The following is a 21,998-nucleotide window of genomic DNA, read 5'->3' as shown; positions in this document are numbered from 1 at the left end:
AGATGTTCCTGGCCGACCCCGAGACGAAGTCGATCGTGATGATCGGCGAGATCGGCGGCTCGGCGGAGGAGGAGGCGGCGCAGTTCCTCGCCGACGAGGCGAAGCGGGGCCGCAAGAAGCCGATGGTCGGCTTCATCGCCGGCCGCACGGCGCCTCCCGGCCGCCGCATGGGCCATGCGGGCGCGATCATCTCCGGCGGCAAGGGCGGCGCCGAGGACAAGATCGCCGCCATGGAGGCCGCAGGCATCCGCGTGTCGCCCTCCCCGGCGCGGCTCGGCAAGACCCTGGTCGAGGTGCTCAAGGGCTGAGCCGTCACGGGAAGGGGTTCTCCCCCTTCCCGCCCACCCTCCTCATACCTCCTGTGCGTCGCGCGCAGAGGTGTGACGGAAGGGAAGCAGGTATGAAGAAAGTGCGATGGCCGTTGCGTTTCGCCGGCCACGCACCCATTTTCGCCGCAAAGCTCGGCGACGGCGTGGCCGGCAGGCGATCGTCCGCGACAGCGTCGAATTGGACGGCCGCTTGATGCCGGCGCCGGCTCGGCGCCGCAGGCGAAGGTTTCAAGGCACCGCTGCCGCAGGCCGCCACGAGCCCAGCAGCGGTGAAAGGGGCGTCCGGCTCCGGCCGGGTGCTCGTATTGTGGCATATGACGAGGCCATGGGGCCGCGCATCCCTGCGCGCCCGCCGGCAGGCGGGTTTGCGCAAGACCGGCGCGGCATCCACGACCATCCGGGAAGAAGCCCATGTCGCGCGCGGATCAGAACGACATTTTCCTCAACACCTCCTTCCTCTATGGCGCCAATGCCGCCTGGATCGAGGACCTCTACGCCCGCTACGAGACCGACCCGAACGCGGTTCCGGCGGAGTGGCAGGCCTTCTTCGCCGCGCTCAAGGACGATCCCGCCCAGGTGATCGAGAACGCCCGCGGCGCCTCCTGGAAGAAGCCGCACTGGCCGGTTCACGCCAATGGCGAGCTGGTCTCGGCCATGGACGGCCAGTGGATCGAGGTGGAGAAGGCCATCTCCGAGAAGGTGAAGGCCAAGGCGCAGACGACCGGGGTGGAGTTCTCGCCCACCGAGGTGCAGCAGGCGACCCGGGACTCCGTGAAGGCGCTGATGATGATCCGCGCCTATCGCATGCGCGGCCACCTGCACGCCAATCTCGACCCGCTCGGCCTCACCCCGCCGCGCGAGGCGCCGGAGCTCGACCCCGCGTCCTACGGCTTCTACGAGGCCGACCTCGACCGCAAGATCTTCATCGACCACGTGCTGGGCCTGGAATTCGCCACCGTGCGCGAGATGGTGGCGATCCTGCGCCGCACCTACTGCTCGTCGGTCGGCGTCGAATTCATGCACATCTCCTCGCCCGAGGAGAAGGCCTGGATCCAGGAGCGCATCGAGGGCCCGGACAAGGAGGTGTCGTTCACCCGCGAGGGCAAGCGCGCCATCCTCAACAAGCTGGTGGAGGCCGAGGGCTTCGAGAAGTATCTCGACGTCAAGTATACCGGCACCAAGCGCTTCGGCCTCGACGGCGGCGAGAGCCTGATCCCGGCGCTGGAGCAGATCATCAAGCGCGGCGGCAATCTCGGCGTGAAGGAGATCGTGTTCGGCATGGCCCATCGCGGCCGCCTGAACGTGCTCACCCAGGTGATGGGCAAGCCGCACCGGGCGCTGTTCCACGAGTTCAAGGGCGGCTCCTGGGCCCCCGACGAGGTGGAAGGCTCGGGCGACGTGAAGTACCACCTCGGCGCCTCGTCCGACCGCGAGTTCGACAACAACAGGGTCCACCTGTCGCTGACCGCCAACCCCTCGCACCTGGAGATCGTCGATCCCGTGGTGCTCGGCAAGTCGCGCGCCAAGCAGGACCAGATGCAGGACGCCGAGCGCGTGAAGGTGCTGCCGCTGCTGCTGCACGGCGACGCCGCCTTTGCCGGCCAGGGCGTGGTGGCCGAGTGCCTCGGTCTCAGCGGCCTGAAGGGCCACCGCACCGGCGGCTCGATCCACTTCATCATCAACAACCAGATCGGCTTCACCACCAATCCGCGCTACTCGCGCTCCTCGCCCTATCCGTCCGACGTGGCGAAGATGATCGAGGCGCCGATCTTCCACTGCAACGGCGACGACCCCGAGTCCGTGGTGTTCTGCGCCAAGGTGGCGACCGAGTTCCGCCAGCGCTTCCACAAGCCGGTGGTCATCGACATGTTCTGCTACCGGCGCTTCGGCCACAATGAGGGCGACGAGCCGGCCTTCACCCAGCCGAAGATGTACAAGGTGATCCGCCAGCACCCGAGCGTGCTCGAGCTCTATTCCAAGAAGCTCGAGGCCGAGGGCGTGGTGACCGCCGGCGAACTGGACACCATGCGCGGCGCCTGGCGCGACCGGCTGGAGGCGGAATACGAGGCCGGCCAAGCCTACAAGCCCAACAAGGCGGACTGGCTGGACGGACGCTGGGCCGGCTTCAAGGCGATCCAGGAGGACGACGATCCGCGCCGCGGCGACACCGGCGTCGCCAGCGACACCCTGAAGGCCATCGGCGCGAAGATCACCACCGTGCCGGAGGGCTTCAAGGTCCACCGCACGATCCAGCGCTTCCTCGACAACCGCAAGAAGGCGATCGAGGATGGCCAGGGCATCGACTGGGCCACCGGCGAGGCGCTCGCCTTCTGCACCCTGCTGACCGAGGGCCACCCGGTGCGCCTTTCCGGCCAGGACGTGGAGCGCGGCACCTTCTCGCAGCGCCACTCTGTGCTGCTCGACCAGGACACCGAGGCCCGCTACAAGCCGTTCAACCACCTGTCCGAAACCCAGTCCAAGTACGAGGTCATCAACTCGATGCTCTCGGAGGAGGCGGTGCTCGGCTTCGAGTACGGCTACACCCTGTCCGAGCCCAACACATTGGTGCTCTGGGAGGCGCAGTTCGGCGACTTCGCCAACGGCGCCCAGGTGGTGTTCGACCAGTTCATCTCCTCGGGCGAGCGCAAGTGGCTGCGCATGTCCGGCCTCGTCTGCCTGCTGCCGCACGGCTATGAGGGCCAGGGGCCGGAGCATTCCTCCGCGCGCCTCGAGCGCTTCCTCCAGCTGTGCGCCGAGGACAACATGCAGGTGGCGAACGTCACCACCCCGGCGAACTACTTCCACATCCTGCGCCGGCAGATGAAGCGCGAGTTCAGGAAGCCGCTCATCCTGATGACGCCGAAGTCGCTCCTGCGCCACAAGCGGGCGGTCTCGGCGCTGTCCGAAATGGCGGCCGGCACCTCGTTCCACCGCGTCCTGTGGGACGACGCCCAGTCGCACCCGGCCCCGGACGGCATCAAGCTGGTGGCCGACGACAAGATCCGCCGCGTCGTGCTGTCCTCCGGCAAGGTCTATTACGACCTGTTCGAGGAGCGCGAGAAGCGCGGGGTGGACGACGTCTACCTAATGCGCGTGGAACAGCTCTATCCGTTCCCGCTCAAGACGCTGGTGCAGGAGCTTTCGCGCTTCAAGAACGCCGAGGTGGTCTGGTGCCAGGAAGAGCCGAAGAACCAGGGCTCCTGGTCCTTTGTCCAGCCCTATCTGGAATGGGTGCTGGAGCAGGCCGGCGGCGTGTCGAAGCGCCCGCGCTATGCAGGGCGCCCGGCGTCCGCCGCCACCGCCACCGGGCTGATGTCGAAGCACCTGGCCCAGCTCAAGGCGTTCCTGGACGAGGCCCTGGCCTGATCGGGCCGGGACCGCAAGGAGAGGCGAAGACGAGGACGGAGGCACCTTTGGCCCATTACCTGCTCCGGCTGCGGCCGCCGCGCGCAAGCTTCCCGGAGGATGCGAGCGGCGCCGAGATGGAGGCGATGGGCGCCCATGGGGCCTACTGGCACCGCCTGGCAGAAGGCGGACCCGCTCTGGCGGTGGGTCCGGTGGCCGATCCCGCAGGCATCTGGGGGATGGCGCTGGTGGACGTGGAGGACGAAGGTCACGCGCAGGCGCTCGCCGACGCGGACCCGATCATCGCGGCGGGACTGGGCTTCGCCTATGAGGTGATGCCGGTTCCGTCTCTCATCCTGAACCGGGGCGCGGCCCCGGCAGGCGACGAACGTTGAGGGAGGTCCCCAAAAGGGGGCGAACAGAATGGCGACCGAGATCCGCGTGCCCACTTTGGGCGAGTCCGTTACCGAGGCCACCATCGGCAAGTGGTTCAAGAAGCCCGGCGAGGCCGTGAAGGCCGACGAACCGCTGGTGGAGCTCGAGACCGACAAGGTCACGGTCGAGGTGCCGGCCCCCTCTTCGGGCGTGCTGGCCGAGATCGTCGCCAAGGACGGTGAGACGGTGGGCGTCGGCGCGCTGCTCGGCTCCATCGGCGAAGGCGCCGGCGCGGCCGCCGCCCCCGCTGCGGCGCCCAAGGCAGAGGCGCCGAAGCCCGCGGCAGCGCCCGCACCGGCTGCCGCTCCCGCGGCCTCCGGCGCCAACGGCCCGGCCGTGGCGCGCATCGCCGCCGAGAGCGGCGTCTCCCCCGACGCCGTGACCGGCAGCGGCAAGGACGGCCGCGTCACCAAGGGCGACATGCTGGCCGCCATCGCCGCCGGCGTTCCCGCCGCGCCCGCCCCGGCGCCGGCCGCCGCGCGCGCGCCGTCCAGCGCCGACGACGCTGCCCGCGAGGAGCGGGTGAAGATGACCAAGCTGCGCCAGACCATCGCGCGGCGCCTGAAGGATGCGCAGAACACCGCCGCCATGCTCACCACGTTCAACGACGTGGACATGAGCGCGGTGATGGCCCTGCGCGGCCAGTTCAAGGATGCGTTCGAGAAGAAGCACGGCGTGAAGCTCGGCTTCATGGGCTTCTTCACCAAGGCTGTGATCGCGGCGCTGAAGGACATCCCGGCGGTGAACGCCGAGATCGACGGCCAGGATCTCGTCTACAAGAACTACTACAATATCGGCATCGCGGTGGGCACCGAGAAGGGCCTCGTGGTGCCCGTGGTGCGCGACGCGGACCTCATGTCCGTCGCCGAGATCGAGAAGCAGATCGCCGGCTACGGCCGCAAGGCGCGCGACGGCAAGCTCGGCATCGAGGACATGCAGGGCGGCACCTTCACCATCACCAATGGCGGCATCTACGGCTCGCTGATGTCTACCCCGATCCTCAATGCGCCGCAGTCGGGCATCCTCGGCATGCACCGCATCGAGGAGCGCCCGGTGGCCATCAAGGGCCAGGTGGTGATCCGCCCGATGATGTACCTCGCGCTCTCCTACGACCACCGCATCGTCGACGGCCGCGAGGCCGTGACCTTCCTGGTGCGCGTGAAGGAGACCCTGGAGGACCCCGCGCGGCTCGTGCTGGACCTGTGAGATAGGCTGAGGCAATGCCCACGGTGGCGGTGGTCGATGGGGTCAAGATAAAGTTCTATCCTAACGATCACCCGCCGCCGCATTTCCACGCCGAGTTTGGCGAACACCGCGCCAGCATCCATATTCAGACCTTGAAGCTGCTGAGGGGGCGCCTGCCGGAAAACAAGCGGCGCGCCGTCGTGGAGTGGGCCTCCGAACGAAAGGACCTGCTGACCGATACATTCGTGCGTGCGATCGAAAAGCTACCGTTGGAGCCTCTGCGATGAGTGAGCTACCCAGGATCGTGTCGGCCTCGCCGGTCATCTATGGCGTATTGAAGCTCGTCTTCACCGATGGCTACGAAGGTGTGGTCGATGTGCGGCCGATCCTCACAGACGGTGAGGTCTTCGAATATTTGCGACGCAATCCGAAGAACTTCGACGCTGTTTCTGTTTCGGAATACGGGCATTCCATCTTCTGGCTCGACGACAATGGGTACGAAATCGACTTCGGTGCCGACAGCCTGCGTCGGGATTGCGAAAAGCAGGCCGAAGTGCATCGGCTGATGGCAAGCTGAACCGCCAAGGAAATTCCCTGATATGTCCTACGATCTCATCGTCATCGGCACCGGCCCGGGCGGCTATGTGTGCGCCATCCGTGCGGCCCAGCTCGGCCTCAAGGTCGCGGTGGTGGAGAAGCGCGGCACCCATGGCGGCACCTGCCTGAACGTGGGCTGCATCCCCTCCAAGGCGCTGCTCTATGCCTCCGAGCTGTTCGAGGAAGCCGGCCACAAGTTCGGCGAGATGGGCATCGGCGTCCCGGCTCCCAAGCTCGATTTGCCCGCCATGCTGGCCTTCAAGGACCGCGGCGTGGACGGCAACGTGAAGGGTGTCGAGTTCCTGCTGAAGAAGAACAAGGTCGATGTCTACATGGGCGCCGGCAAAATCCTCGGCCCCGGCAAGGTGGAAGTCACCCTCAATGCCGACGGCAAGGTCGAGGTGCTGGAGACGAAGAACATCGTCATCGCCACCGGCTCCGACGTCGCGCCGCTGCCGGGCGTCGCCATCGACGAGGAGCGCATCGTCTCCTCCACCGGTGCGCTGAAGCTGCCCAAGGTGCCCGGCAAGCTCGTCGTGGTGGGCGCGGGCGTCATCGGCCTGGAGCTGGGCTCCGTGTGGCGCCGCCTCGGTGCGCAGGTGACGGTGGTGGAATTCCTCGACCGCATCCTGCCCGGCATGGATTCGGACGTGGCCAAGTCCTTCCAGCGCATCCTTGACAAGCAGGGCTTCACCTTCAAGCTCGGCACCAAGGTCACCGGCGTCGACACCAAGGGCAAGACGCTGAAGGTCACGGTGGAGCCTGCCGCGGGCGGTGCCGCCGAGGTGATCGAGGCGGACGTGGTGCTGGTCGCCATCGGCCGCATTCCCTACACCGCCGGCCTCGGGCTGGAGGAGGCGGGCGTTGCCAAGGATGCGCGCGGCCGCGTGGTCACCGACCACCACTTCGCCACCAACGTGCCCGGCATCTACGCCATCGGCGACGTGATCGTCGGCCCCATGCTCGCCCACAAGGCCGAGGACGAGGGTGTGGCGCTGGCGGAGCAGCTGGCCGGCAAGGCGGGCCACGTGAACTATGACGTGATCCCCGGCGTGGTCTACACCTTCCCGGAGGTCGCCTCGGTCGGCAAGACCGAGGACGAGCTGAAGGCCGCGGGCGTCGCCTACAAGGTCGGCAAGTTCCCCTTCACCGCCAATGGCCGCACCAAGGTGAACAACACCACGGACGGCTTCGTGAAGATCATCGCCGACGCCGCCACCGACAAGGTACTCGGCGCCCACATCATCGGCCCCGAGGCCGGCGAGATGATCCACGAATGCGCGGTGCTGATGGAGTTCGGCGGCTCGTCGGAAGACCTCGCCCGCACCTGCCATGCCCACCCGACCCGCTCGGAAGCGGTGAAGGAGGCGGCCATGGCGGTGGAGAAGCGCGCCATCCACATGTGAGCACGGCTCGGCTTCGGGCCGGGTCGAGGTGAAGAAGGACCTCCGGCCGCGGCCGTCGGAGCATGAGGTCAAAAAAAACCCTCCGGCGGAGGCCGGAGGGTATGGAGGTCAGATGAAGGTGCGCCTCGCCCCCGGGGGGCAGTACCTTCGGGGCGAAGGCGCGCCGTGATCCCAAAACGCGCGAGCGCCCCGGCGGTTCCCGCCGATCGCGCCGGCGTCGTTCAGCTGCCCTTGTGGGTGCTCTCGGCCTGGGCGCTCTTGTCCTGGGCGCTGGCACAGCCCGAGCCGCCTGCGAAGGCGGGGGCAGAGACGGAGACGGCGGCGAGGGCGCAAAGGGCAAAGGCAAGGCGCTTCATCGGCAGGTCCTCCTGTAACGGAAGGGCAAGCCTAACCCCGCCTGGCCGCCCCTGCGAAGCGTGCGGGACGCCGCGAGCGCCTCAATTCCAGGCATTCGGCGGCATTCTCACGCGGACGTGTAGCGATGCAGCGGGAGCGTGGCCATTGGCGCGCCCTCAGGCGCCGTAGGTGACGGCCTCGACGCGCCAGCCGTCCGGGTCCATCAGGAAGGCGGCGTAATAGCCCGGCCCGTAATGGGGCCTCAGGCCCGGCGCGCCATAGTCGGTACCGCCAGCGGCGAGCCCCGCGGCGTGGAACGCGTGCACCGCGGCCCGGTCGGGCGCGCAGAAGCAGACATGGGTGCCCGGCGGCGGCGCGAACACCGCATCGCGATACTGCACCCAGAACGGCGCCGCGCCCGGCACGCCCTCCGGCGCCGGCAGCGTGCCCGGCGGCCCCCAGCAGGCGGATGCGCCCTCCTCCTCGTCATAGTCCGCGACCCGCACGAGGCCGAGCGGCGCCAGCACGGCATCGTAGAACCGCACTGCGCGGCCAAGGTCGGCGCAGGTGAGCGACATGTGCTCGATGACGGGGCGGATGGCGCTCATGGTGTGTCCGCATGGATTGGAGGTTCAGTTTGCGGCGGCCGTCCCGGCGGAAGCAAGAGGCCTGCGTCCGCCTCACGCCCGCGGGTGCGCGGCCCTGTAGGCGGCCATGAGCGCCGCCTGGTCCACCTGGGTGTAGATCTGGGTGGTGGAGAGCGAGGCGTGGCCCAGCAATTCCTGGATCGAGCGCAGGTCGCCGCCGCGCGCCAGAAGGTGGGTCGCGAAGGAGTGGCGCAAGGCGTGGGGCGTCGCGCTCGCCGGCAGGCCGAGGGCACCGCGCATGCGCTCCACCGCGCCCTGGACGATGCGCGGCGACAGCTTGGCACCCTTGGCGCCGCGGAACAGCGGGCCCTCCGCCTCGAGCGCATAGGGGCAGAGCGCCACATAGTCCGCGATCGCCGCCCGCACCGGCGCGATCAACGGCACCATGCGCGCCTTGCCGCCCTTGCCGAGGATCGTGACCTGGTCCGCGCCGCCCGCGACCATCACTGGGGTGAGCGACAGCGCCTCGGAGATGCGCAGCCCCGCGCCGTAGAGCAGCGCGAGAACGGCGGCGTCGCGGGCGAGGACCCAGGGCTCGCGGTCCTCCCCCGCGCGGGTGGCCGGGTCGGCGAGCGCGCGGGCGGCGTCCACGCTCACGGGCTTCGGCAGGCTCTTGCCCACCTTGGGCGCGCGCACGGCCGCCAGCGCGCCGACCTTCCCCTCCCCTTCCCGCTCCAGATGCCGGGCGAAGGAGCGGGCGGCGGCGAGCAGGCGCACCAGGGTTCGCGGCGCCACCCCGTCGGCCCGGCGCGCCGCCAGGACCGCGCGCACATCGGCGGGCCTCAGCGCGGCCAGATCGCCAAGGCGCGGCGGCGCCCCGAGATGGTCCTTCAGGCGCAGCAGGACCAGGGAAAGGTCGCGGGCATAGGCCTCGCGCGTCTTGGGCGAAAGGCGCCGCTCGTGCGCCAGCCGGTCGAGCCAGGCGCGGGCGGCCCGCGCCACGTCCGGCGCAGCGGCCGCCATGAGCGCACCCTCCGCGCGGGCGGCCTTGTCCTGGTCGCTCATGGCCATGGTCCGCCTCCCGCACGTTACATCTCGTTGCAAACCGAAACATGCCTTCGCCGCCCTCTTCGATTAGCAAGCAAAGGCCTTCACAATCCCTGAAGGAGAATGCGGCCGAATTCCTCCATTGCGGGAGCGCAAGGACAGGACCCAGGTTCGGGCCACTCTCTGGCCGCCCGACCTAAGGACGGAACGCAATGCGGAGCCTCGCCACCCCATGAAATCCCGGACCTGGCTGCGCATCCTGCTGGTCCTTCTGCTCGCCGCGGCGGGCGTCGCGGCCTGGCGCTTCACGCATCTCGCCGAGGTGAAAGCGGTGGCGGTGCGCCGGGGGACGGCGGCGGAGATCGTCTATGCCACCGGCGTGGTGGAGCCGCGCCGCTGGGCCAAGGTGTCGACGCTGCAGCGCCAGCGCATCGTCTCGATCTGCGATTGCGAGGGGCAAAGGGTGAAGCAGGGCGACCTGCTGGCGCAGCTGGACGATTCGGTGGAGCAGGCGACGCTCGCCGAGATGGAGGCGCGCCGGGCGCGCCTCGAAGGCGACGTGGCCCGTGCAAAGAGCCTCATGGAGCGGCAGGTGGCGAGCCAGACCACCTATGAGCAGGTGCTCACGCAACTGCGCGAGTATGAGGCGCGGGTGGAGGCGCAGAAGCAGCGCATCGAGGAGCTGAAGCTGCGCGCGCCCATGGACGGCGTAATCCTGCGCAAGGACGGCGAAGTGGGCGAGGTGCTCGCCACCACCGGCGACACCACCCTGTTCTGGATCGGCGAGCCGCGGCCCCTGCGCATCGTCGCCGACGTGAACGAGGACGACATTCCGCGCGTGAAGGTGGGCCAGAAGGTGCTGCTGCGCAATGACGGCTACCCGGACCAATTGCTGGAGGGAACCGTCGCCGAGATCACCCCCAAGGGCGATCCGGTGAACAAGACCTTCCGCGTCTATCTTTCGCTGCCCGACGACACGCCCCTCGCCATCGGCATGAGCGTCGAGGCGAACATCGTCGTCGCCGAGCGCGACAACGTGCTGCTGGTGCCCGGCGAGGCGCTGATCGGCGATGCCGCCTTCCGCATCGAGGGGCGGCGCCTGGTCCGCACCGAGCTGAAGCTCGGCCTGCGCGGGACGCGCATGAGCGAGGTTCTGTCGGGCCTCAAGGAAGGCGACCTCGTGGCGAGCCCCGCCACCAGCGCCATGCGGAACGGCGAGCGCGTGCGCGTTCTCGGCGCGACGCTGCTCGACAAAGGCGCGGCCACCGGATCTGAGGGCGCACCGAAGGGGGCGGCGCCGTGAGCGCGCGCCTCGGCCTCGCCGTTTCCATCGCGCTCACCCATGTGCGCAGCCGGGCGCGGCAGACGCTGGTGGGCGTGCTCGGCGTCGCCACCGGCGTCGGCTTCTCGGTGATGATGGCGGCGCTGATGGAGGGCTCCCAGCGCGACTTCATCACCCAGCTCGTCGACGCGCTGCCGCATATCCTGGTGAGCGACGAGCGGCGCCATCCCTCGCCGCAGCCGGCCGAGGAGGCCTATGACGCGGCCGCCATCCAGGGCCTCACGACCAAGGCGATCCGGCCCGGCATCAAGAACCCGTTCGCCATGATGTCCGCCATATCGGGCTGGGTGGACGGGGCGGTGGCGCCCTCGGTGCAGGCCAAGGCGGTGGTGCGCTTCGCCGGGCGCGACCGCACCGCGAGCGTGATCGGCATCGATCCCAAGCGCGAGGGCGAGGTCTCCAAGCTGCCGACGCAGATCCGCCAGGGCACGCTCGCCGATCTCTACCGCGCCTCCAACGCCATCATCCTGGGCGACGGGCTGGCAGGCAAGATCGGCGCGCGGGTGGGCAACGTGGTGTCTGTGACGGGGGGCACCGGGCAGGTGCTTCTATGCACCGTCGTGGCCTTCTCCCACACCGGCGTCGCCTCCGCCGACGACAGCCAGGCCTATGTGCTGGTGAAGACGGCGCAGATTCTCGCCGGCCAGACCGGCCTCGTGAACGAGATCCGCGTGAAGGCGCAGGACGTGATGGCGGCGCGCGAGATCGCCGCCCGCATCGAGGCCGAGACCGGCTACAAGTCCGTGTCGTGGCAGGAGGCGCACGAGGACCTGCTCTCCGCCTTCGAGATCCGCAACCTCATCATGTACATGGTGGTAGGCGCGATCCTGCTGGTGGCCTCGTTCGGCACCTACAACATCATCTCCACCATCACCCACGAGAAGACGCGCGACATCGCCATCATGAAGTCTCTCGGCCTCACCGAGCGGCTGGTGCGCACCATCTTCGTGCTGGAGGGCCTGGTGATCGGGCTGATCGGCACCGCGCTCGGCTTCGCGCTCGGCCTCGGCCTCTCGCTCGCCATGGGCCAGGTGGCGATCAAGAGCCCGTTCATGGATGCGACCCACCTTCCCATCTATTATTCGCCGCTGCACTACGCGCTTGCCGGGGCGGTGGCCCTGAGCGCGTCCCTGGTCGCGGCCTATCTGCCGGCACGAAAGGCCGCCTCGCTCCAGCCGGTGGACATCATCCGGGGCGCCTCGTGAACGGCACGCCCCTGATCCGCGCGGAAAACCTCGGCCGCGTCATCACCGGCGAGGTGCCAGCGACTCTCATCACCGGCGCCGATCTTGCCGTTGCGCCAGGCACATTCCTGGCCATCACGGGACCGTCCGGGTCCGGCAAGTCGTCGCTGCTCTATCTGCTCGGCCTGCTGGACCTGCCCACCACCGGAGAGGTCTATGTGGAGGGCCGCGCCACCAGCCGCCTGCCGGAGGACGCGCGCGCGGCGATCCGCCTGGAAAAGCTGGGCTTCGTGTTCCAGTTCCACTTTCTCCTGCCGGAGTTCACGGCGCTGGAGAACGTGCTGCTGCCCATGCGCGCGCTTGGCCGGCTGACGGGCGCGGCCATGGAGGCGCGCGGGCTGGCGCTGCTCGGCTCGCTCGGCCTGGAGGCCCATGCGCGCAAGCGCCCGGACCAGCTCTCCGGCGGGCAGCGCCAGCGCGTCGCCATCGCCCGCGCACTCGCCAACGACCCTGCGGTGCTGCTCGCCGACGAGCCCACCGGCAATCTCGACACCCATTCCACCGAGCAGGTGTTCGCCATCCTGCGCCGGCTGGTGGACGCGGAGAAGCGGGCGGTGGTGATCGTCACCCACGACCTTGCTCTGGCGGCGCGGGCCGACCGCCAGGTGCGGGTGGTGGACGGACGCATCGTCGACGAGGCCGGCCAGGCCTGACCGACCCCGGACGAAGCGCCACCTTGCGGTGCGGCACGCCCGTGCCATAGTCAGGAAGACTTCCAGGCTAGGGCGCCGACCCGGCAGGCAAGGCCGGCGCGACGCATCGCCGATGGCAACAGGATGCGTCAAGGCGCCGCAGGGTGACGGATGGGGGCATGACGAGCCAGGACGATCGTGAGCAGGAGCGGGACCTCAAGGCCCTGCTGGAACGCCTCAGACAGGAGCATCGCGATCTCGACGCGGCGATCGAGGCCTTGACCGCGGTGGCGGGCTCGGACGTGCTCCAAGTGCAGCGGCTGAAGAAGCGCAAGCTGCAGCTCAAGGATCGCATCGGCCAGGTGGAGGACGAACTCTTCCCCGACATCATCGCCTGAGGATCGGCGCGCCAGCGCACCCTCTCCCGCGACCGCGCTCCCCCCGCGACGTCATGCCCCGGCTCGTCCGGGGCATCCACGCCAGCCCCATCCCGGGCGCCCGAGGGCCGCAACCGCGCTCCCCGCCGCTGGGTGGATCCCCCGGACAAGCCGGGGGATGACGGCGGGATGATAAGGCGTCTCGCGCAACCCGCCCCTGACGCGGAGCGCGCCTCAGAGCGCGCCGAGCATGGCGGCGGCGCTGGAGACGTCGGCCTTGGAGGGCACGTCCTCCACGTTCAGCACCTTCACCACGCCGTCCTCCACCAGCATGGAGAAGCGCTTGGAGCGCAGGCCGAGGCCGGCGGCCGAGCCGTCGAAGGTGAGGTCGAGGGCCTTGGCGAAGGTGGCATCGGCATCGGCGAGGAAGACGATCTTGCCGTCCGCCCCGCTCGCCTTCTCCCAGGCGCCCATGACGAAGGGATCGTTGACCGAAACCACGGCGATGGTGTCCACGCCCTTCGCCTTGATGGCCTCCGCCTCGGCGAGATAGCCCGGCAGGTGGTTCTTGTGGCAGGTGGGCGTGAAGGCGCCGGGCACCGCGAACAGCACGACCTTCTTGCCCTTGAAGACCTCGTCGCTGCTCTTCGGCACCGGGCCATCGGCCGTCATCAGGCGAAAGGTAGCGGAGGGAAGGGTATCACCGACCGAGATGGGCATGGAGCGCTCCGATGGATTGCGGCCCAGGTTCAGCCGCTGCGCGACAATACGTAGTTTTCCGGAGGAGGAAAGCGTCGACATCCGTTGCGTCAGTGACGCTCATCGGGTCGGGATCGTGTGCTCGACAGCGACCGCACGGGGCGCATCCACCAGCGTGAAGGTGAGCCGTGCGCCCTCGATGTCCGTGTTCGGGGGCAGACCGTCCACCGCGAGCACGAAGCGCGCCTTGCCGTCGGGCAGCGCGGTCTTCTGCGGCAGCGGCAGCGCCCAGCGCGGGTCCGGCCCTTCCACGAACAGGTCGGCCTTGGGGTTCTGGACGCGGGCCTCCACCACGAGTTCCGCCGGCGACTTGGACCGGTCGATGGAAACGGATGTCACCGCCGGCGCATCGGCGCCGGCCAGCGGCGCCGCCTGCGGCACCAGAGCGCGCGCCTGGGCGATGCGCGCGTCGGCGGCCGCCGCATCCTTGCCGTCGATCACCAGCGAGAATTCCGCCTGCGCCGGCAGGCACAGCGCCTCGCAGACGGCAAAGTCGAGCTTGAGGTGGAGCCGCGCCGGCGCCTTGGGATCGGCCAGCGTGACCGCCAGCGGGAACAGCACATTGCCCTTGTAGCCGATGGAATAGACGCCGGCCCCGTCGGCGAAGCGCCGCGGCGCGGGCCACGCCATCTCCACCCCGAGCACGTTATGGGACCCCGCCCACTCGATCTGAGGCGGCACGCCGGCATCGCCCGGATAGCGCCAATAGGTCTTCCAGTGTGGCGCCAGCCTGATCTCCAGGCCCGCCTGGGCGACGTCCCCGGTGATCGATCCCGAGATCAGCCGCACCTCTGCGCCCTGCACCGAAACCGGTGCGCTCTCGCCCGCTGCGGCCGAACGCACCAGCGCCGCCGCAAGCGCAAAGGCGAGCGCGGAAAGCCCGAAGCGGAGGGGACGAACGGCTGCCGACATCATGGCCAAGCGGGGTAGCGCCTTCCGGGGCCGCGTGCAAAGGGCCCGCGAGCACAAGGGCGTGACGGTGCGGGAAAAATCCCGTGCCGGAGCGGGTGCGCCCAGCCTCACGCGCGGTCGTGGCCGACGTGGCGCATTCCCAAATCGGGCGCGGCGCGGTAGCCTTCTGCGATGATCGATATCTCCAGGCTCGGACCGCCGGAAGGGGATCCGGACTTCCTCGACGGCCAGATGCTCATCGCCATGCCGGCCATGCGCGACGAGCAGTTCGCCCGCACGCTCATCTATCTGTGCGCCCACTCTGCGGAAGGGGCGATGGGGATCGTCGTCAATCAGCCGGCGAGCCACATCGACTTCGCCGAACTGCTGGTCCAGCTCGACGTGGTGCCCGCCTCCGACCGCATCCTGCTGCCGAAGCGCGCCGAGGGCATCAAGGTGCTGCGCGGCGGCCCGGTGGAGACCGGGCGCGGCTTCGTGCTGCATTCGGCGGACTATTTCATCGAGAATTCCACGCTGCCGATCGACGACGACATCTGCCTGACGGCCACGCTCGACATCCTCAAAGCCATCGCCGGCGGACACGGCCCGAAGAGCGCGGTCCTCGCGCTCGGCTATGCCGGCTGGGCGCCGGGCCAATTGGAGATGGAGATCCAGGCCAATGGCTGGCTCCATTGCGCCGCCGATTTCGACCTCGTGTTCGGCGGCGGCACGGATGCGAAATACGATCTCGCCCTGCGCAAGCTCGGCATCGACCCCGGCATGCTCTCGTCCGAGGCCGGACACGCCTGACGACGCACGGCGCGGGCTTGGCGGCCCGCGCCGTGGGGCGCCCGCTCAGTCGGCCGGGCGCAGCTTCGCGGCGTCGGCCTCCGGCGGCAGATAGAGCGCGCCGTCGCGGTACACCACGCCCTCCATGACACCCTTGCCGTCCTTCACCGCGATGGTGCCGACGAAGGCGCCGAGCGTCGACTGGTGGTCGCCGGCGCGGAAGGTGACGGTGCCGAACGGCGTGTCGACCCTAATCCCCTTGGCCGCCGCGACCAGCTTGTCGGTGTCGGTGGAGCCGGCCTTGGCGATGATCGCCGCCGCCGCCTTCATGGCCGAGTAGCCGACGATGGAGCCGAGGCGCGGATAGTCGGCGAACTTGGCCTGGTACGCCTTCAGGAACGTCTGGTGCGCGGGCGTGTCGATGACCTGCCAGGGATAGCCGGTGACGATCCAGCCCACCGGCGCCTCGTCCTTCATCGGGTCGAGATATTCCGGCTCGCCGGTGAGGAAGCTCACCACCGCGCGGTCCTTGAACAGGCCGCGCGTGGTGCCCTCGCGCACCAGCTTCGCGAGGTCGGGGCCGAACGTGACGTTGAGGATCGCGTCGGGCTTCGCCGCGGCGATGGCCTGCACCACCGGCCCGGCGTCGATCTTGCCCTGGGGCGGCCACTGCTCGGCCACCCACTCGATGTCCGGGCGCTTCTCGGAGAGCAGCTTCTTGAACACCGCCACCGCCGACTGGCCGTATTCGTAGTTCGGCGCGATAGAGGCCCAGCGCTTGGCCGGGAGCTTGGCCGCCTCCTCCGCCAGCATGGCCGCCTGCATGTAGTTGGAGGGGCGCAGGCGGAAGGTGTAGGCGTTGCCCTTGTCCCAGACGATGGCGTCGGTGAGCGGCTCGGCGGCGAGGAAGAAGACCTTCCTCTGCTTGGCGAAGTCGGAAACCGCGAGGCCCACATGCGAGAAGAAGGTGCCCATCAGCATGGCCACCTTGTCGGAGGCGACGAGCTCGTTGGCTGCGGTGATGGCATCGGCCGGCTTGCCGGCGTCGTCCTTGGAGATTACCTCCACCTTGCGGCCGAGCAGGCCGCCGGCGGCGTTCACCTCCTCCAGCGCCAGCTGCCAGCCCTTGCGGTAGGGCTCGGTGAAGGCGGGGATGGTGGAATAGGAATTGATCTCGCCAATGCGGATCGGCTCCTGCGCCGTCGCCGCGCCGGGCGCCAGCGCGGCGAGGAGGCCGAGCGCCCCGGCGGCGAGCAGCGCGCGGCGGGAGCGCGGGAACGGGGCAAGCGGAGCGGGCATCGGCATCTCTCCTTCGCGTCGCGGGCGCGGCTCGCCCCGCTGGGGTTTCCGAGACGCTAGAGAGAGGTGCCGGGCCGGGGTGTCAACGGGTTTCGCGCCGCCGGCGCCGCGCCCGCAACGGGGAGGCGCTGCCCGCCCGGCCCGTCAACCGCGCCTGCGCAGGGTGCGCTCAGCGCCGCAGGGCGTCGAGCAGCCTGGTGTTGGGATAGCCGTCCGCCCGCAGGCCGGCGCGCGCCTGGAACTGCTGGATCGCCACGCGGGTCTGGGTGCCGATGATGCCGTCGGGATTGCCGACGTCATAGCCCTTCTGGGTGAGGCGCTGCTGGATCTCCACCCGCTCGCCGCGCGAGAGGCCGCGGGCCTCCTTCGGCCAGGCCTGCGCGAAGCTGCCGCCGCCGCGCAGCCGGTCGGCCAGATGGCCGATGGCGAGGGCGTAGGCGTCGGCCGGGTTGTACTTGCGGATGACGTCGAAGTTCTCGACCATCAGGAAGCCGGGCCCGTCGCCGCCCGCCGGCAGCAGCAGGTAGGCCTCGTCGGCGCCGCGCGGGAAGGCCCGTCCGCCCGGGCGGGTGATGCCGAGGGACGCCCATTTCGCGATCGGCTGCTTCAGCTCGCGCCGCGCCAGGCGGTAGTCGAAGCCGTTCGGCAGCACCACCTCGTAGCCCCAGGTCTTGCCGAACTGCCAGCCATCCAGCTTCAGGTTGTTGGCGGTGGAGGCGATGATGTCGGGGATCGAGGTCACCACGTCGCGCTTGCCGTCGCCGTCGAAGTCGACCGCGAACTGCTGGAACGAGGTGGGCATGAACTGGGTCGGCCCGAACGCGCCGGCCCAGGAGCCGGTCAGGTGGTCGTTCGGCACGTCGCCGCTCTGAAGAATCTGGAGCGTCGCCAGGAACTCGCCGCGGAAATAGTCCTGCCGCCGGCCGATGCAGGCGAGCGTGGCGGTGGAGGTCAGCACCGAGCGCGAGCCGGTGCCCTTGGGATCGCCATAGGTGGATTCGATGCCCCAGATGGCCGCCACCGCATAGCGGTCGACGCCATAGGCCTTCTCCACCTGGTCGAAGATCGGCTTGTAGCGCTCCAGCACCTCCCGGCCCTTCTTCACCCGGAACTCGGTGACCAGCATGTTCACGTAGTCGCCGACGGGCTTGGAGAATTCCGGCTGGCTGTCGAGGAAGGTCATGATGCGCATGTCCGGCTGGAGCCGGCTGGTATAGCGCTCGAAGGTCTGGCGGCTGACGCCGCGCGCCTGCGCCTCCGGCCACATGCCGCGGATGCAGTTCGGGAAGTTCGCCTCGGCGCGGGCGATCACCTCCGGCGCCATGTCCGGATGCACGAAGCGGGTCTGGCCCGAGGGGTCGATGGAACCCGTGGTCTGCGCCTGGGCGGCGGCGGGTGTGATGAGGCAGGCTGCCGCGAGCGCCAGCATCACGCCGGTGGCGTTCAGGGGTGTTCTCGAAGCCATGGCTCTCTTCCTCTTCCGGCGCTCCGGCCGTCCCGAAGTCTCCCTGCGCGGACCGGCGGCGGCAATGCGCGCAACGGCCCAGCGGGACCTATGGGGGCGCAATATGGTTGCGCCGCGGTTAACGTAAGGCAAGATTTTGGGAGCCGCCGGCCCGACCCGCCCGGAGCGCGATCCGCTCAATGTTCGGCAGCGCGACGGCGTTCCCTCGCTGGCCGTAGGGCGACACCGCCCCTCCGACTCATCCACCACAGACACGTGCGCGGCTCGTCTTCGGCGTTGCGCCGACGCATAGAACGTGCTGCGCTGCACATAGACGCGCCCCCCCGGGGAACCTGCCTCGTCCCCAAGGCATTCCTTGCGGAACCCTCACGGTTTCGTGCTAGGCAATCGCCGCGCTCCGGAAAGAACAGGACGGACCCTCATACATGGCCAAGCCCATCCGCAAAGCGATCCTGCCCGTCGCCGGCCTCGGCACGCGCTTCCTGCCCGCCACCAAGGCGGTGCCGAAGGAGATGCTGACCGTCGTCGACCGCCCCGTGGTGCAGCACGTGGTGGACGAGGCGCGGGCGGCGGGCATCGAGCACATCGTGTTCGTCACGGGCCGCAACAAGGCTGTCATCGAGGACCATTTCGACCGCCAGTTCGAGCTGGAGCGCACGCTGGAAGAGCGCGGCAAGACCAAGGAGCTGGAACAGCTCGACCGCGACACGCCGAAGGCCGGCACCACCTCCTTCACCCGCCAGCAGCTCCCCCTCGGGCTCGGCCACGCCGTGTGGTGCGCGCGCGACATCATCGGCGACGAGCCGTTCGCGCTGCTGCTGCCGGACATGCTCCACATGGCCAAGCCCGGCAACGGCAACACCAAGGGCTGCCTCGGCTCCATGGTGGAAGCCTATGAGAAGACCGGCGGCAACATGATCGCGGTCTACGAGGTGCCGGACGACCAGACCCACCAGTACGGCATCGTCGGCAAGGGCGCCGAGGCCGCGCCGGGCGTGCACGCCATCGAGAAGATGGTGGAGAAGCCCAAGGCCGGCACCGCGCCGTCCAATCTCGCCATCTCCGGCCGCTACATCCTCCAGCCCGGCATCTTCGACCTGCTGGCGAGCCAGGAGACCGGCGCCGGCGGCGAGATCCAGCTCACCGATTCCATGCTGAAGCTGATGGAGCGCGAGCCGTTCTATGCCGTCACGTTCGACGGCGCGATCTATGACTGCGGCTCGAAGATCGGCTTCCTGATGGCGAATGTGGCCTACGCGCTCTCGCGCGAGGACATCGCCCCCGCCTTCGAGGCGGAGCTGCGCGGCATGCTCAACGCCGGCTGAGACCGGCCGGGACCGCCGCGTATCAGGTGCGCGCCGGCGCGCGCCGCCACCATTCCGCCGAAGTCGCGGGCGAGGCATGTGCAGCCCACCGGAGCCGCCATGCGCCTTCTGCGATTCGTGTTCTGCCTCGCATTCCTCCTCGCGCTCTCCGCGCGCGCCGAGGCGCACCCCCATGTGTGGGTGACGACGAAGACCGAGCTGGTGTTCGCCGACGGCAAGCTCACCGCCCTCAAGCAGGCCTGGACCTTCGACGACGCCTTCAGCGCCTTCGCGCTCCAGGGCATGGAGAAGCAGAAGGACGGGACCTATGGCGCCGACGTGCTGAAGCCGCTCGCCGAGGTGAACGTCACCTCGCTGAAGGAGTACGACTACTTCGTGAAGGGCAAGACGGCCACCGCGAAGATCGCCTTCAAGGACCCGGTTGACTACTACCTCACCTACGAGAACGAGACGCTGACGCTGCACTTCACTCTGCCGCTGAAGACGCCCATCGCCGCGAAGACCTTGAGCTTCGACATCTACGACCCCACCATCTTCGTCTCCTTCTCCTTCGCCGAGAAGGATGCCGTGTCGTCCGCTGGCGCCCCGCCCGGATGTACCGCCGAGGCGATCTCGCCGACGCCGGGATCGGGGCCGAGCACCACGCTCTCCGAGAGCTTCTTCACCAACCTGACGGCCGGCTCCGACTATGGCGCCCAGTTCGCGGACAAGATCAAGGTGAGCTGCCGGTGAGGCCTCGCCTCGGTCCGCTCGGGCGCGCGCTCCTCGTGGGCGCCGCGCTCGGCGGCGGCCTGTTGGTTCTCGCCGCGGCGGAGCCGGCCCTCGCCCAGGCGCTCGGCACCGGGCCGAAGACCTCGCCGTTCGGGATCGGTGCACCGGCCGCGGCGCCGCCCTCCGGCATCCCCGGCTTCATCCTCGCCAAGCAGGCGGAATTCTACCGCGCCCTGGTTCAGGCGGTGCGCGCCGCCAAGGCGGACGGGCACGCTTTCTGGCTGCTCGCCGGCCTGTCCTTCGCCTATGGTGTATTCCACGCGGCGGGGCCGGGCCACGGCAAGGCGGTCATCTCCTCCTATCTGCTGGCCGACGGCGGCACGCTCAGGCGCGGCGCGCTGCTCTCGCTCGCCGCCGGCATGGTGCAGGCGCTCGCCGCCATCCTGTTCGTCGGCATCCTGGCGCTGGTGCTGAACGCGACGGCGGTGAGCATGGCGCGCGCCATGAACGTGGTGGAGATCACCGCCTACGGCGCCATCGCCGCCTTCGGGCTCTATCTCGCGATCGTGAAGGGCCGCGCCTTCCTCGGCGCGCTCACCGGCCGGCCGGTGGGTCACGCGCACGGCGACGACTGCGGCTGCGAGGGCCATATGCCCGATCCCGCGCTGGTCGCGGCCACCGGAGCCGGCGGCCTCAAGCGGGCGGCGGTGGCGGTGCTCTCCGCCGGCGCGCGGCCGTGCTCGGGCGCCATCCTGGTGCTCACCTTCGCGCTCTCCCAGGGCGTGTTCATGAGCGGGGTGGCCGCCGCATTCGCCATGGGGCTCGGCACCGCGCTCACCGTGTCCGCCATCGCCGCGCTGGCGGTCTACTCCAAGCGCATCGCGGTGCGCATCGCCGCATCCGATGCCCGCTGGGCGGCGGCGGTGATGAGCGGCATCGAGCTCGCGGCGGCGCTGCTGGTGATGGCGTTCGGCCTCGGCCTGCTCACCGGCTACCTGGAGAGCGAGCGCCTGCTGCCGGGGTGACTGACGCAATGACAATGTCATTACGTTCTGCTAGAAGGCACGGGGAGGACGATCATGACATCCCCAGCCCGCGACGCCCTCAACATGCGCATCCGGCCCGATGACCGCAGCCTCATCGACTGGGCGGCCAAGGCACAGGGCAAGTCGCGCACGGACTTCATTCTGGAGGCGGCCCGCCGCGCCGCGGTGGACGTGCTGCTCGACCGCGCGCTGGTGCAGGTGGGGGACCAGGCCTACGCCGACTTCCTCGCGCGCCTGGACGCGCCGCCGGCACCCAGCGATCAGTTGAAGCGCACCATGCGGACCAAGGCCCAGTGGGAGTGACGCTGTCCGCGCCGGCCCCCATCCGGCCGGACCACGATGCGGCGTCGTTCGCCTGCGGCCAGCCCAGCCTCGACGACTGGCTGAGGCGGCGCGCCCTCGGCAACCAGCAGACCGGCGCATCGCGCACCTATGTGGTGGCGGACGGGAGCCGCATCGTCGCCTATTACGCCCTTGCGTCGGGCGCGCTCGCCTGCGCCGGCGCCACCGGCAGGATCCGGCGCAACATGCCGGAGCCGATCCCGATGGCGATCCTCGGCCGGCTGGCCATCGACACGCGCTACCAGGGCCGCGGCCTGGGCTGCGCGCTGTTCCGCGATGCCGCTCTGCGGGTGCTGTCCGCAGCCGACGCCATCGGCATCCGCGGGCTGATGGTGCACGCTCTCTCAGACGAGGCGGCGAGATTCTATCAAGCCATAGGCCTTGCCCCGTCGCCTTCGGAGCCGACGACGCTGATGGTCACACTGGAAGAGCTGAGAGCGGCGCTCTGACAGTGCCCGCTTTCCGGATGCTGCACCGCGCCCCCGCATGCCGCAATGCACCAAAATTCG

The 21,998-nt window shown here is 69.4% G+C and carries 23 protein-coding genes and 1 pseudogene; 17 read left to right on the top strand and 7 right to left on the bottom strand.

What is annotated here, in order from left to right; all coding sequences use genetic code 11:
- From D9R14_RS15255 to lpdA, 7 genes and pseudogenes are all read left to right on the top strand, one after another.
- Positions 1 to 308, top strand: a pseudogene (locus tag D9R14_RS15255) (succinate--CoA ligase subunit alpha); the annotation flags it as partial.
- 432 nt (positions 309 to 740) lie between these two features.
- Positions 741 to 3,695, top strand: coding sequence for a 2-oxoglutarate dehydrogenase E1 component (locus D9R14_RS15250; RefSeq protein ID WP_121624193.1), 2,955 nt, complete (start codon positions 741 to 743; stop codon positions 3,693 to 3,695).
- 47 nt (positions 3,696 to 3,742) lie between these two features.
- Entirely contained in the window at positions 3,743 to 4,069 is a 327-nt protein-coding gene (locus D9R14_RS15245) for a YciI family protein (protein WP_121624192.1), read from the top strand.
- Between the two features lie 28 nt (positions 4,070 to 4,097).
- Entirely contained in the window at positions 4,098 to 5,315 is a 1,218-nt protein-coding gene (gene odhB / locus D9R14_RS15240) for a 2-oxoglutarate dehydrogenase complex dihydrolipoyllysine-residue succinyltransferase (RefSeq protein WP_121624191.1), read from the top strand.
- Between the two features lie 14 nt (positions 5,316 to 5,329).
- Positions 5,330 to 5,581, top strand: a complete 252-nt coding sequence (locus D9R14_RS15235; protein WP_121624190.1) for a DUF4160 domain-containing protein — start codon at positions 5,330 to 5,332, stop codon at positions 5,579 to 5,581.
- The gene (locus tag D9R14_RS15230; protein WP_121624189.1) at positions 5,578 to 5,871 is read left to right on the top strand and encodes a DUF2442 domain-containing protein; all 294 of its coding nucleotides are present in this window, start codon (positions 5,578 to 5,580) and stop codon (positions 5,869 to 5,871) included. The genes D9R14_RS15235 and D9R14_RS15230 overlap by 4 nt, the downstream gene beginning before the upstream one ends.
- Before the next feature lie 22 nt (positions 5,872 to 5,893).
- On the top strand, positions 5,894 to 7,297 hold the full coding sequence (gene lpdA, locus D9R14_RS15225) for a dihydrolipoyl dehydrogenase (RefSeq protein WP_121624188.1): 1,404 nt from the start codon (positions 5,894 to 5,896) through the stop codon (positions 7,295 to 7,297).
- Positions 7,298 to 7,518: 221 nt separating this feature from the next.
- On the opposite strand, the gene D9R14_RS23505 is transcribed toward lpdA, so the two are convergent.
- From D9R14_RS23505 to D9R14_RS15215, 3 genes are all read right to left on the bottom strand, one after another.
- Complete coding sequence (locus tag D9R14_RS23505; RefSeq protein WP_281042012.1) at positions 7,519 to 7,653, bottom strand: hypothetical protein; 135 nt, start codon at positions 7,651 to 7,653, stop codon at positions 7,519 to 7,521.
- Between the two features lie 156 nt (positions 7,654 to 7,809).
- Positions 7,810 to 8,241, bottom strand: coding sequence for a VOC family protein (locus D9R14_RS15220; protein ID WP_121624187.1), 432 nt, complete (start codon positions 8,239 to 8,241; stop codon positions 7,810 to 7,812).
- 72 nt (positions 8,242 to 8,313) lie between these two features.
- On the bottom strand, positions 8,314 to 9,291 hold the full coding sequence (locus D9R14_RS15215) for a tyrosine recombinase XerC (protein WP_121624186.1): 978 nt from the start codon (positions 9,289 to 9,291) through the stop codon (positions 8,314 to 8,316).
- A 208-nt stretch (positions 9,292 to 9,499) separates the two neighbouring features.
- On the opposite strand from D9R14_RS15215, the gene D9R14_RS15210 reads away from it, so the two are divergent.
- The 4 genes from D9R14_RS15210 (at position 9,500) to D9R14_RS15195 (ending at position 12,883) form a co-directional block, all read left to right on the top strand.
- Positions 9,500 to 10,570: an efflux RND transporter periplasmic adaptor subunit gene (locus D9R14_RS15210; RefSeq protein WP_121624185.1), complete on the top strand. Its 1,071-nt coding sequence runs from the start codon at positions 9,500 to 9,502 to the stop codon at positions 10,568 to 10,570.
- Entirely contained in the window at positions 10,567 to 11,814 is a 1,248-nt protein-coding gene (locus tag D9R14_RS15205) for an ABC transporter permease (RefSeq protein ID WP_121624184.1), read from the top strand. Before D9R14_RS15210 ends, D9R14_RS15205 begins: the two co-directional genes overlap by 4 nt.
- Positions 11,811 to 12,506: an ABC transporter ATP-binding protein gene (locus tag D9R14_RS15200; RefSeq protein WP_121624183.1), complete on the top strand. Its 696-nt coding sequence runs from the start codon at positions 11,811 to 11,813 to the stop codon at positions 12,504 to 12,506. Before D9R14_RS15205 ends, D9R14_RS15200 begins: the two co-directional genes overlap by 4 nt.
- A gap of 158 nt (positions 12,507 to 12,664) precedes the next feature.
- A complete protein-coding gene (locus tag D9R14_RS15195; protein WP_121624182.1) occupies positions 12,665 to 12,883 on the top strand; it encodes a YdcH family protein in 219 nt (72 codons plus the stop codon).
- A gap of 213 nt (positions 12,884 to 13,096) precedes the next feature.
- On the opposite strand, the gene D9R14_RS15190 is transcribed toward D9R14_RS15195, so the two are convergent.
- A complete protein-coding gene (locus D9R14_RS15190) occupies positions 13,097 to 13,582 on the bottom strand; it encodes a peroxiredoxin (protein WP_121624181.1) in 486 nt (161 codons plus the stop codon).
- A gap of 99 nt (positions 13,583 to 13,681) precedes the next feature.
- Positions 13,682 to 14,464 carry a protein-disulfide reductase DsbD domain-containing protein gene (locus D9R14_RS15185; RefSeq protein WP_170168628.1) on the bottom strand — a complete coding sequence of 261 codons (783 nt, stop codon included), beginning with the start codon at positions 14,462 to 14,464 and terminating at the stop codon, positions 13,682 to 13,684.
- 240 nt (positions 14,465 to 14,704) lie between these two features.
- On the opposite strand from D9R14_RS15185, the gene D9R14_RS15180 reads away from it, so the two are divergent.
- Positions 14,705 to 15,322: a YqgE/AlgH family protein gene (locus D9R14_RS15180; RefSeq protein ID WP_121624179.1), complete on the top strand. Its 618-nt coding sequence runs from the start codon at positions 14,705 to 14,707 to the stop codon at positions 15,320 to 15,322.
- Positions 15,323 to 15,367: 45 nt separating this feature from the next.
- Here D9R14_RS15180 and D9R14_RS15175 read toward each other — a convergent pair whose 3' ends face one another.
- Positions 15,368 to 16,600 carry an ABC transporter substrate-binding protein gene (locus D9R14_RS15175; protein ID WP_121624207.1) on the bottom strand — a complete coding sequence of 411 codons (1,233 nt, stop codon included), beginning with the start codon at positions 16,598 to 16,600 and terminating at the stop codon, positions 15,368 to 15,370.
- A 169-nt stretch (positions 16,601 to 16,769) separates the two neighbouring features.
- On the bottom strand, positions 16,770 to 18,065 hold the full coding sequence (locus D9R14_RS15170) for a lytic murein transglycosylase (protein WP_121624178.1): 1,296 nt from the start codon (positions 18,063 to 18,065) through the stop codon (positions 16,770 to 16,772).
- A gap of 425 nt (positions 18,066 to 18,490) precedes the next feature.
- Here D9R14_RS15170 and galU point away from each other — a divergent pair, with 425 nt between their 5' ends.
- The 5 genes from galU to D9R14_RS15145 all read left to right on the top strand — a co-directional run bounded on the left by galU (position 18,491) and on the right by D9R14_RS15145 (position 21,938).
- Positions 18,491 to 19,390 carry a UTP--glucose-1-phosphate uridylyltransferase GalU gene (gene galU, locus D9R14_RS15165; protein WP_121624177.1) on the top strand — a complete coding sequence of 300 codons (900 nt, stop codon included), beginning with the start codon at positions 18,491 to 18,493 and terminating at the stop codon, positions 19,388 to 19,390.
- 99 nt (positions 19,391 to 19,489) lie between these two features.
- Complete coding sequence (locus tag D9R14_RS15160; RefSeq protein WP_121624176.1) at positions 19,490 to 20,122, top strand: DUF1007 family protein; 633 nt, start codon at positions 19,490 to 19,492, stop codon at positions 20,120 to 20,122.
- Entirely contained in the window at positions 20,119 to 21,126 is a 1,008-nt protein-coding gene (locus D9R14_RS15155; protein WP_121624175.1) for a nickel/cobalt transporter, read from the top strand. Before D9R14_RS15160 ends, D9R14_RS15155 begins: the two co-directional genes overlap by 4 nt.
- Before the next feature lie 54 nt (positions 21,127 to 21,180).
- Positions 21,181 to 21,450 (top strand): type II toxin-antitoxin system TacA family antitoxin, encoded by a 270-nt coding sequence (locus D9R14_RS15150; RefSeq protein WP_121624174.1) that lies wholly within the window; start codon positions 21,181 to 21,183, stop codon positions 21,448 to 21,450.
- A complete protein-coding gene (locus tag D9R14_RS15145) occupies positions 21,447 to 21,938 on the top strand; it encodes a GNAT family N-acetyltransferase (RefSeq protein WP_121624173.1) in 492 nt (163 codons plus the stop codon). Before D9R14_RS15150 ends, D9R14_RS15145 begins: the two co-directional genes overlap by 4 nt.
- The last annotated feature ends 60 nt before the right edge of the window (positions 21,939 to 21,998 follow it).

This window comes from Xanthobacter tagetidis, assembly GCF_003667445.1.
Classification (GTDB): domain Bacteria; phylum Pseudomonadota; class Alphaproteobacteria; order Rhizobiales; family Xanthobacteraceae; genus Xanthobacter; species Xanthobacter tagetidis.
This window is presented reverse-complemented; position numbering and strand designations above follow the sequence as displayed.

Coding starts and splice junctions, on each gene's coding strand:
- D9R14_RS15215 (WP_121624186.1), bottom strand. CDS start 9,291: ATGGCCATGAGCGACCAGGACAAGGCCGCCCGCGCGGAGGGTGCGCTC.
- D9R14_RS15150 (WP_121624174.1), top strand. CDS start 21,181: ATGACATCCCCAGCCCGCGACGCCCTCAACATGCGCATCCGGCCCGAT.
- D9R14_RS15175 (WP_121624207.1), bottom strand. CDS start 16,600: ATGCCCGCTCCGCTTGCCCCGTTCCCGCGCTCCCGCCGCGCGCTGCTC.
- D9R14_RS15210 (WP_121624185.1), top strand. CDS start 9,500: ATGAAATCCCGGACCTGGCTGCGCATCCTGCTGGTCCTTCTGCTCGCC.
- D9R14_RS15190 (WP_121624181.1), bottom strand. CDS start 13,582: ATGCCCATCTCGGTCGGTGATACCCTTCCCTCCGCTACCTTTCGCCTG.
- D9R14_RS15230 (WP_121624189.1), top strand. CDS start 5,578: ATGAGTGAGCTACCCAGGATCGTGTCGGCCTCGCCGGTCATCTATGGC.
- D9R14_RS15195 (WP_121624182.1), top strand. CDS start 12,665: ATGACGAGCCAGGACGATCGTGAGCAGGAGCGGGACCTCAAGGCCCTG.
- D9R14_RS15250 (WP_121624193.1), top strand. CDS start 741: ATGTCGCGCGCGGATCAGAACGACATTTTCCTCAACACCTCCTTCCTC.
- D9R14_RS23505 (WP_281042012.1), bottom strand. CDS start 7,653: ATGAAGCGCCTTGCCTTTGCCCTTTGCGCCCTCGCCGCCGTCTCCGTC.
- odhB (WP_121624191.1), top strand. CDS start 4,098: ATGGCGACCGAGATCCGCGTGCCCACTTTGGGCGAGTCCGTTACCGAG.
- D9R14_RS15220 (WP_121624187.1), bottom strand. CDS start 8,241: ATGAGCGCCATCCGCCCCGTCATCGAGCACATGTCGCTCACCTGCGCC.
- lpdA (WP_121624188.1), top strand. CDS start 5,894: ATGTCCTACGATCTCATCGTCATCGGCACCGGCCCGGGCGGCTATGTG.
- D9R14_RS15170 (WP_121624178.1), bottom strand. CDS start 18,065: ATGGCTTCGAGAACACCCCTGAACGCCACCGGCGTGATGCTGGCGCTC.
- galU (WP_121624177.1), top strand. CDS start 18,491: ATGGCCAAGCCCATCCGCAAAGCGATCCTGCCCGTCGCCGGCCTCGGC.
- D9R14_RS15180 (WP_121624179.1), top strand. CDS start 14,705: ATGATCGATATCTCCAGGCTCGGACCGCCGGAAGGGGATCCGGACTTC.
- D9R14_RS15235 (WP_121624190.1), top strand. CDS start 5,330: ATGCCCACGGTGGCGGTGGTCGATGGGGTCAAGATAAAGTTCTATCCT.
- D9R14_RS15160 (WP_121624176.1), top strand. CDS start 19,490: ATGCGCCTTCTGCGATTCGTGTTCTGCCTCGCATTCCTCCTCGCGCTC.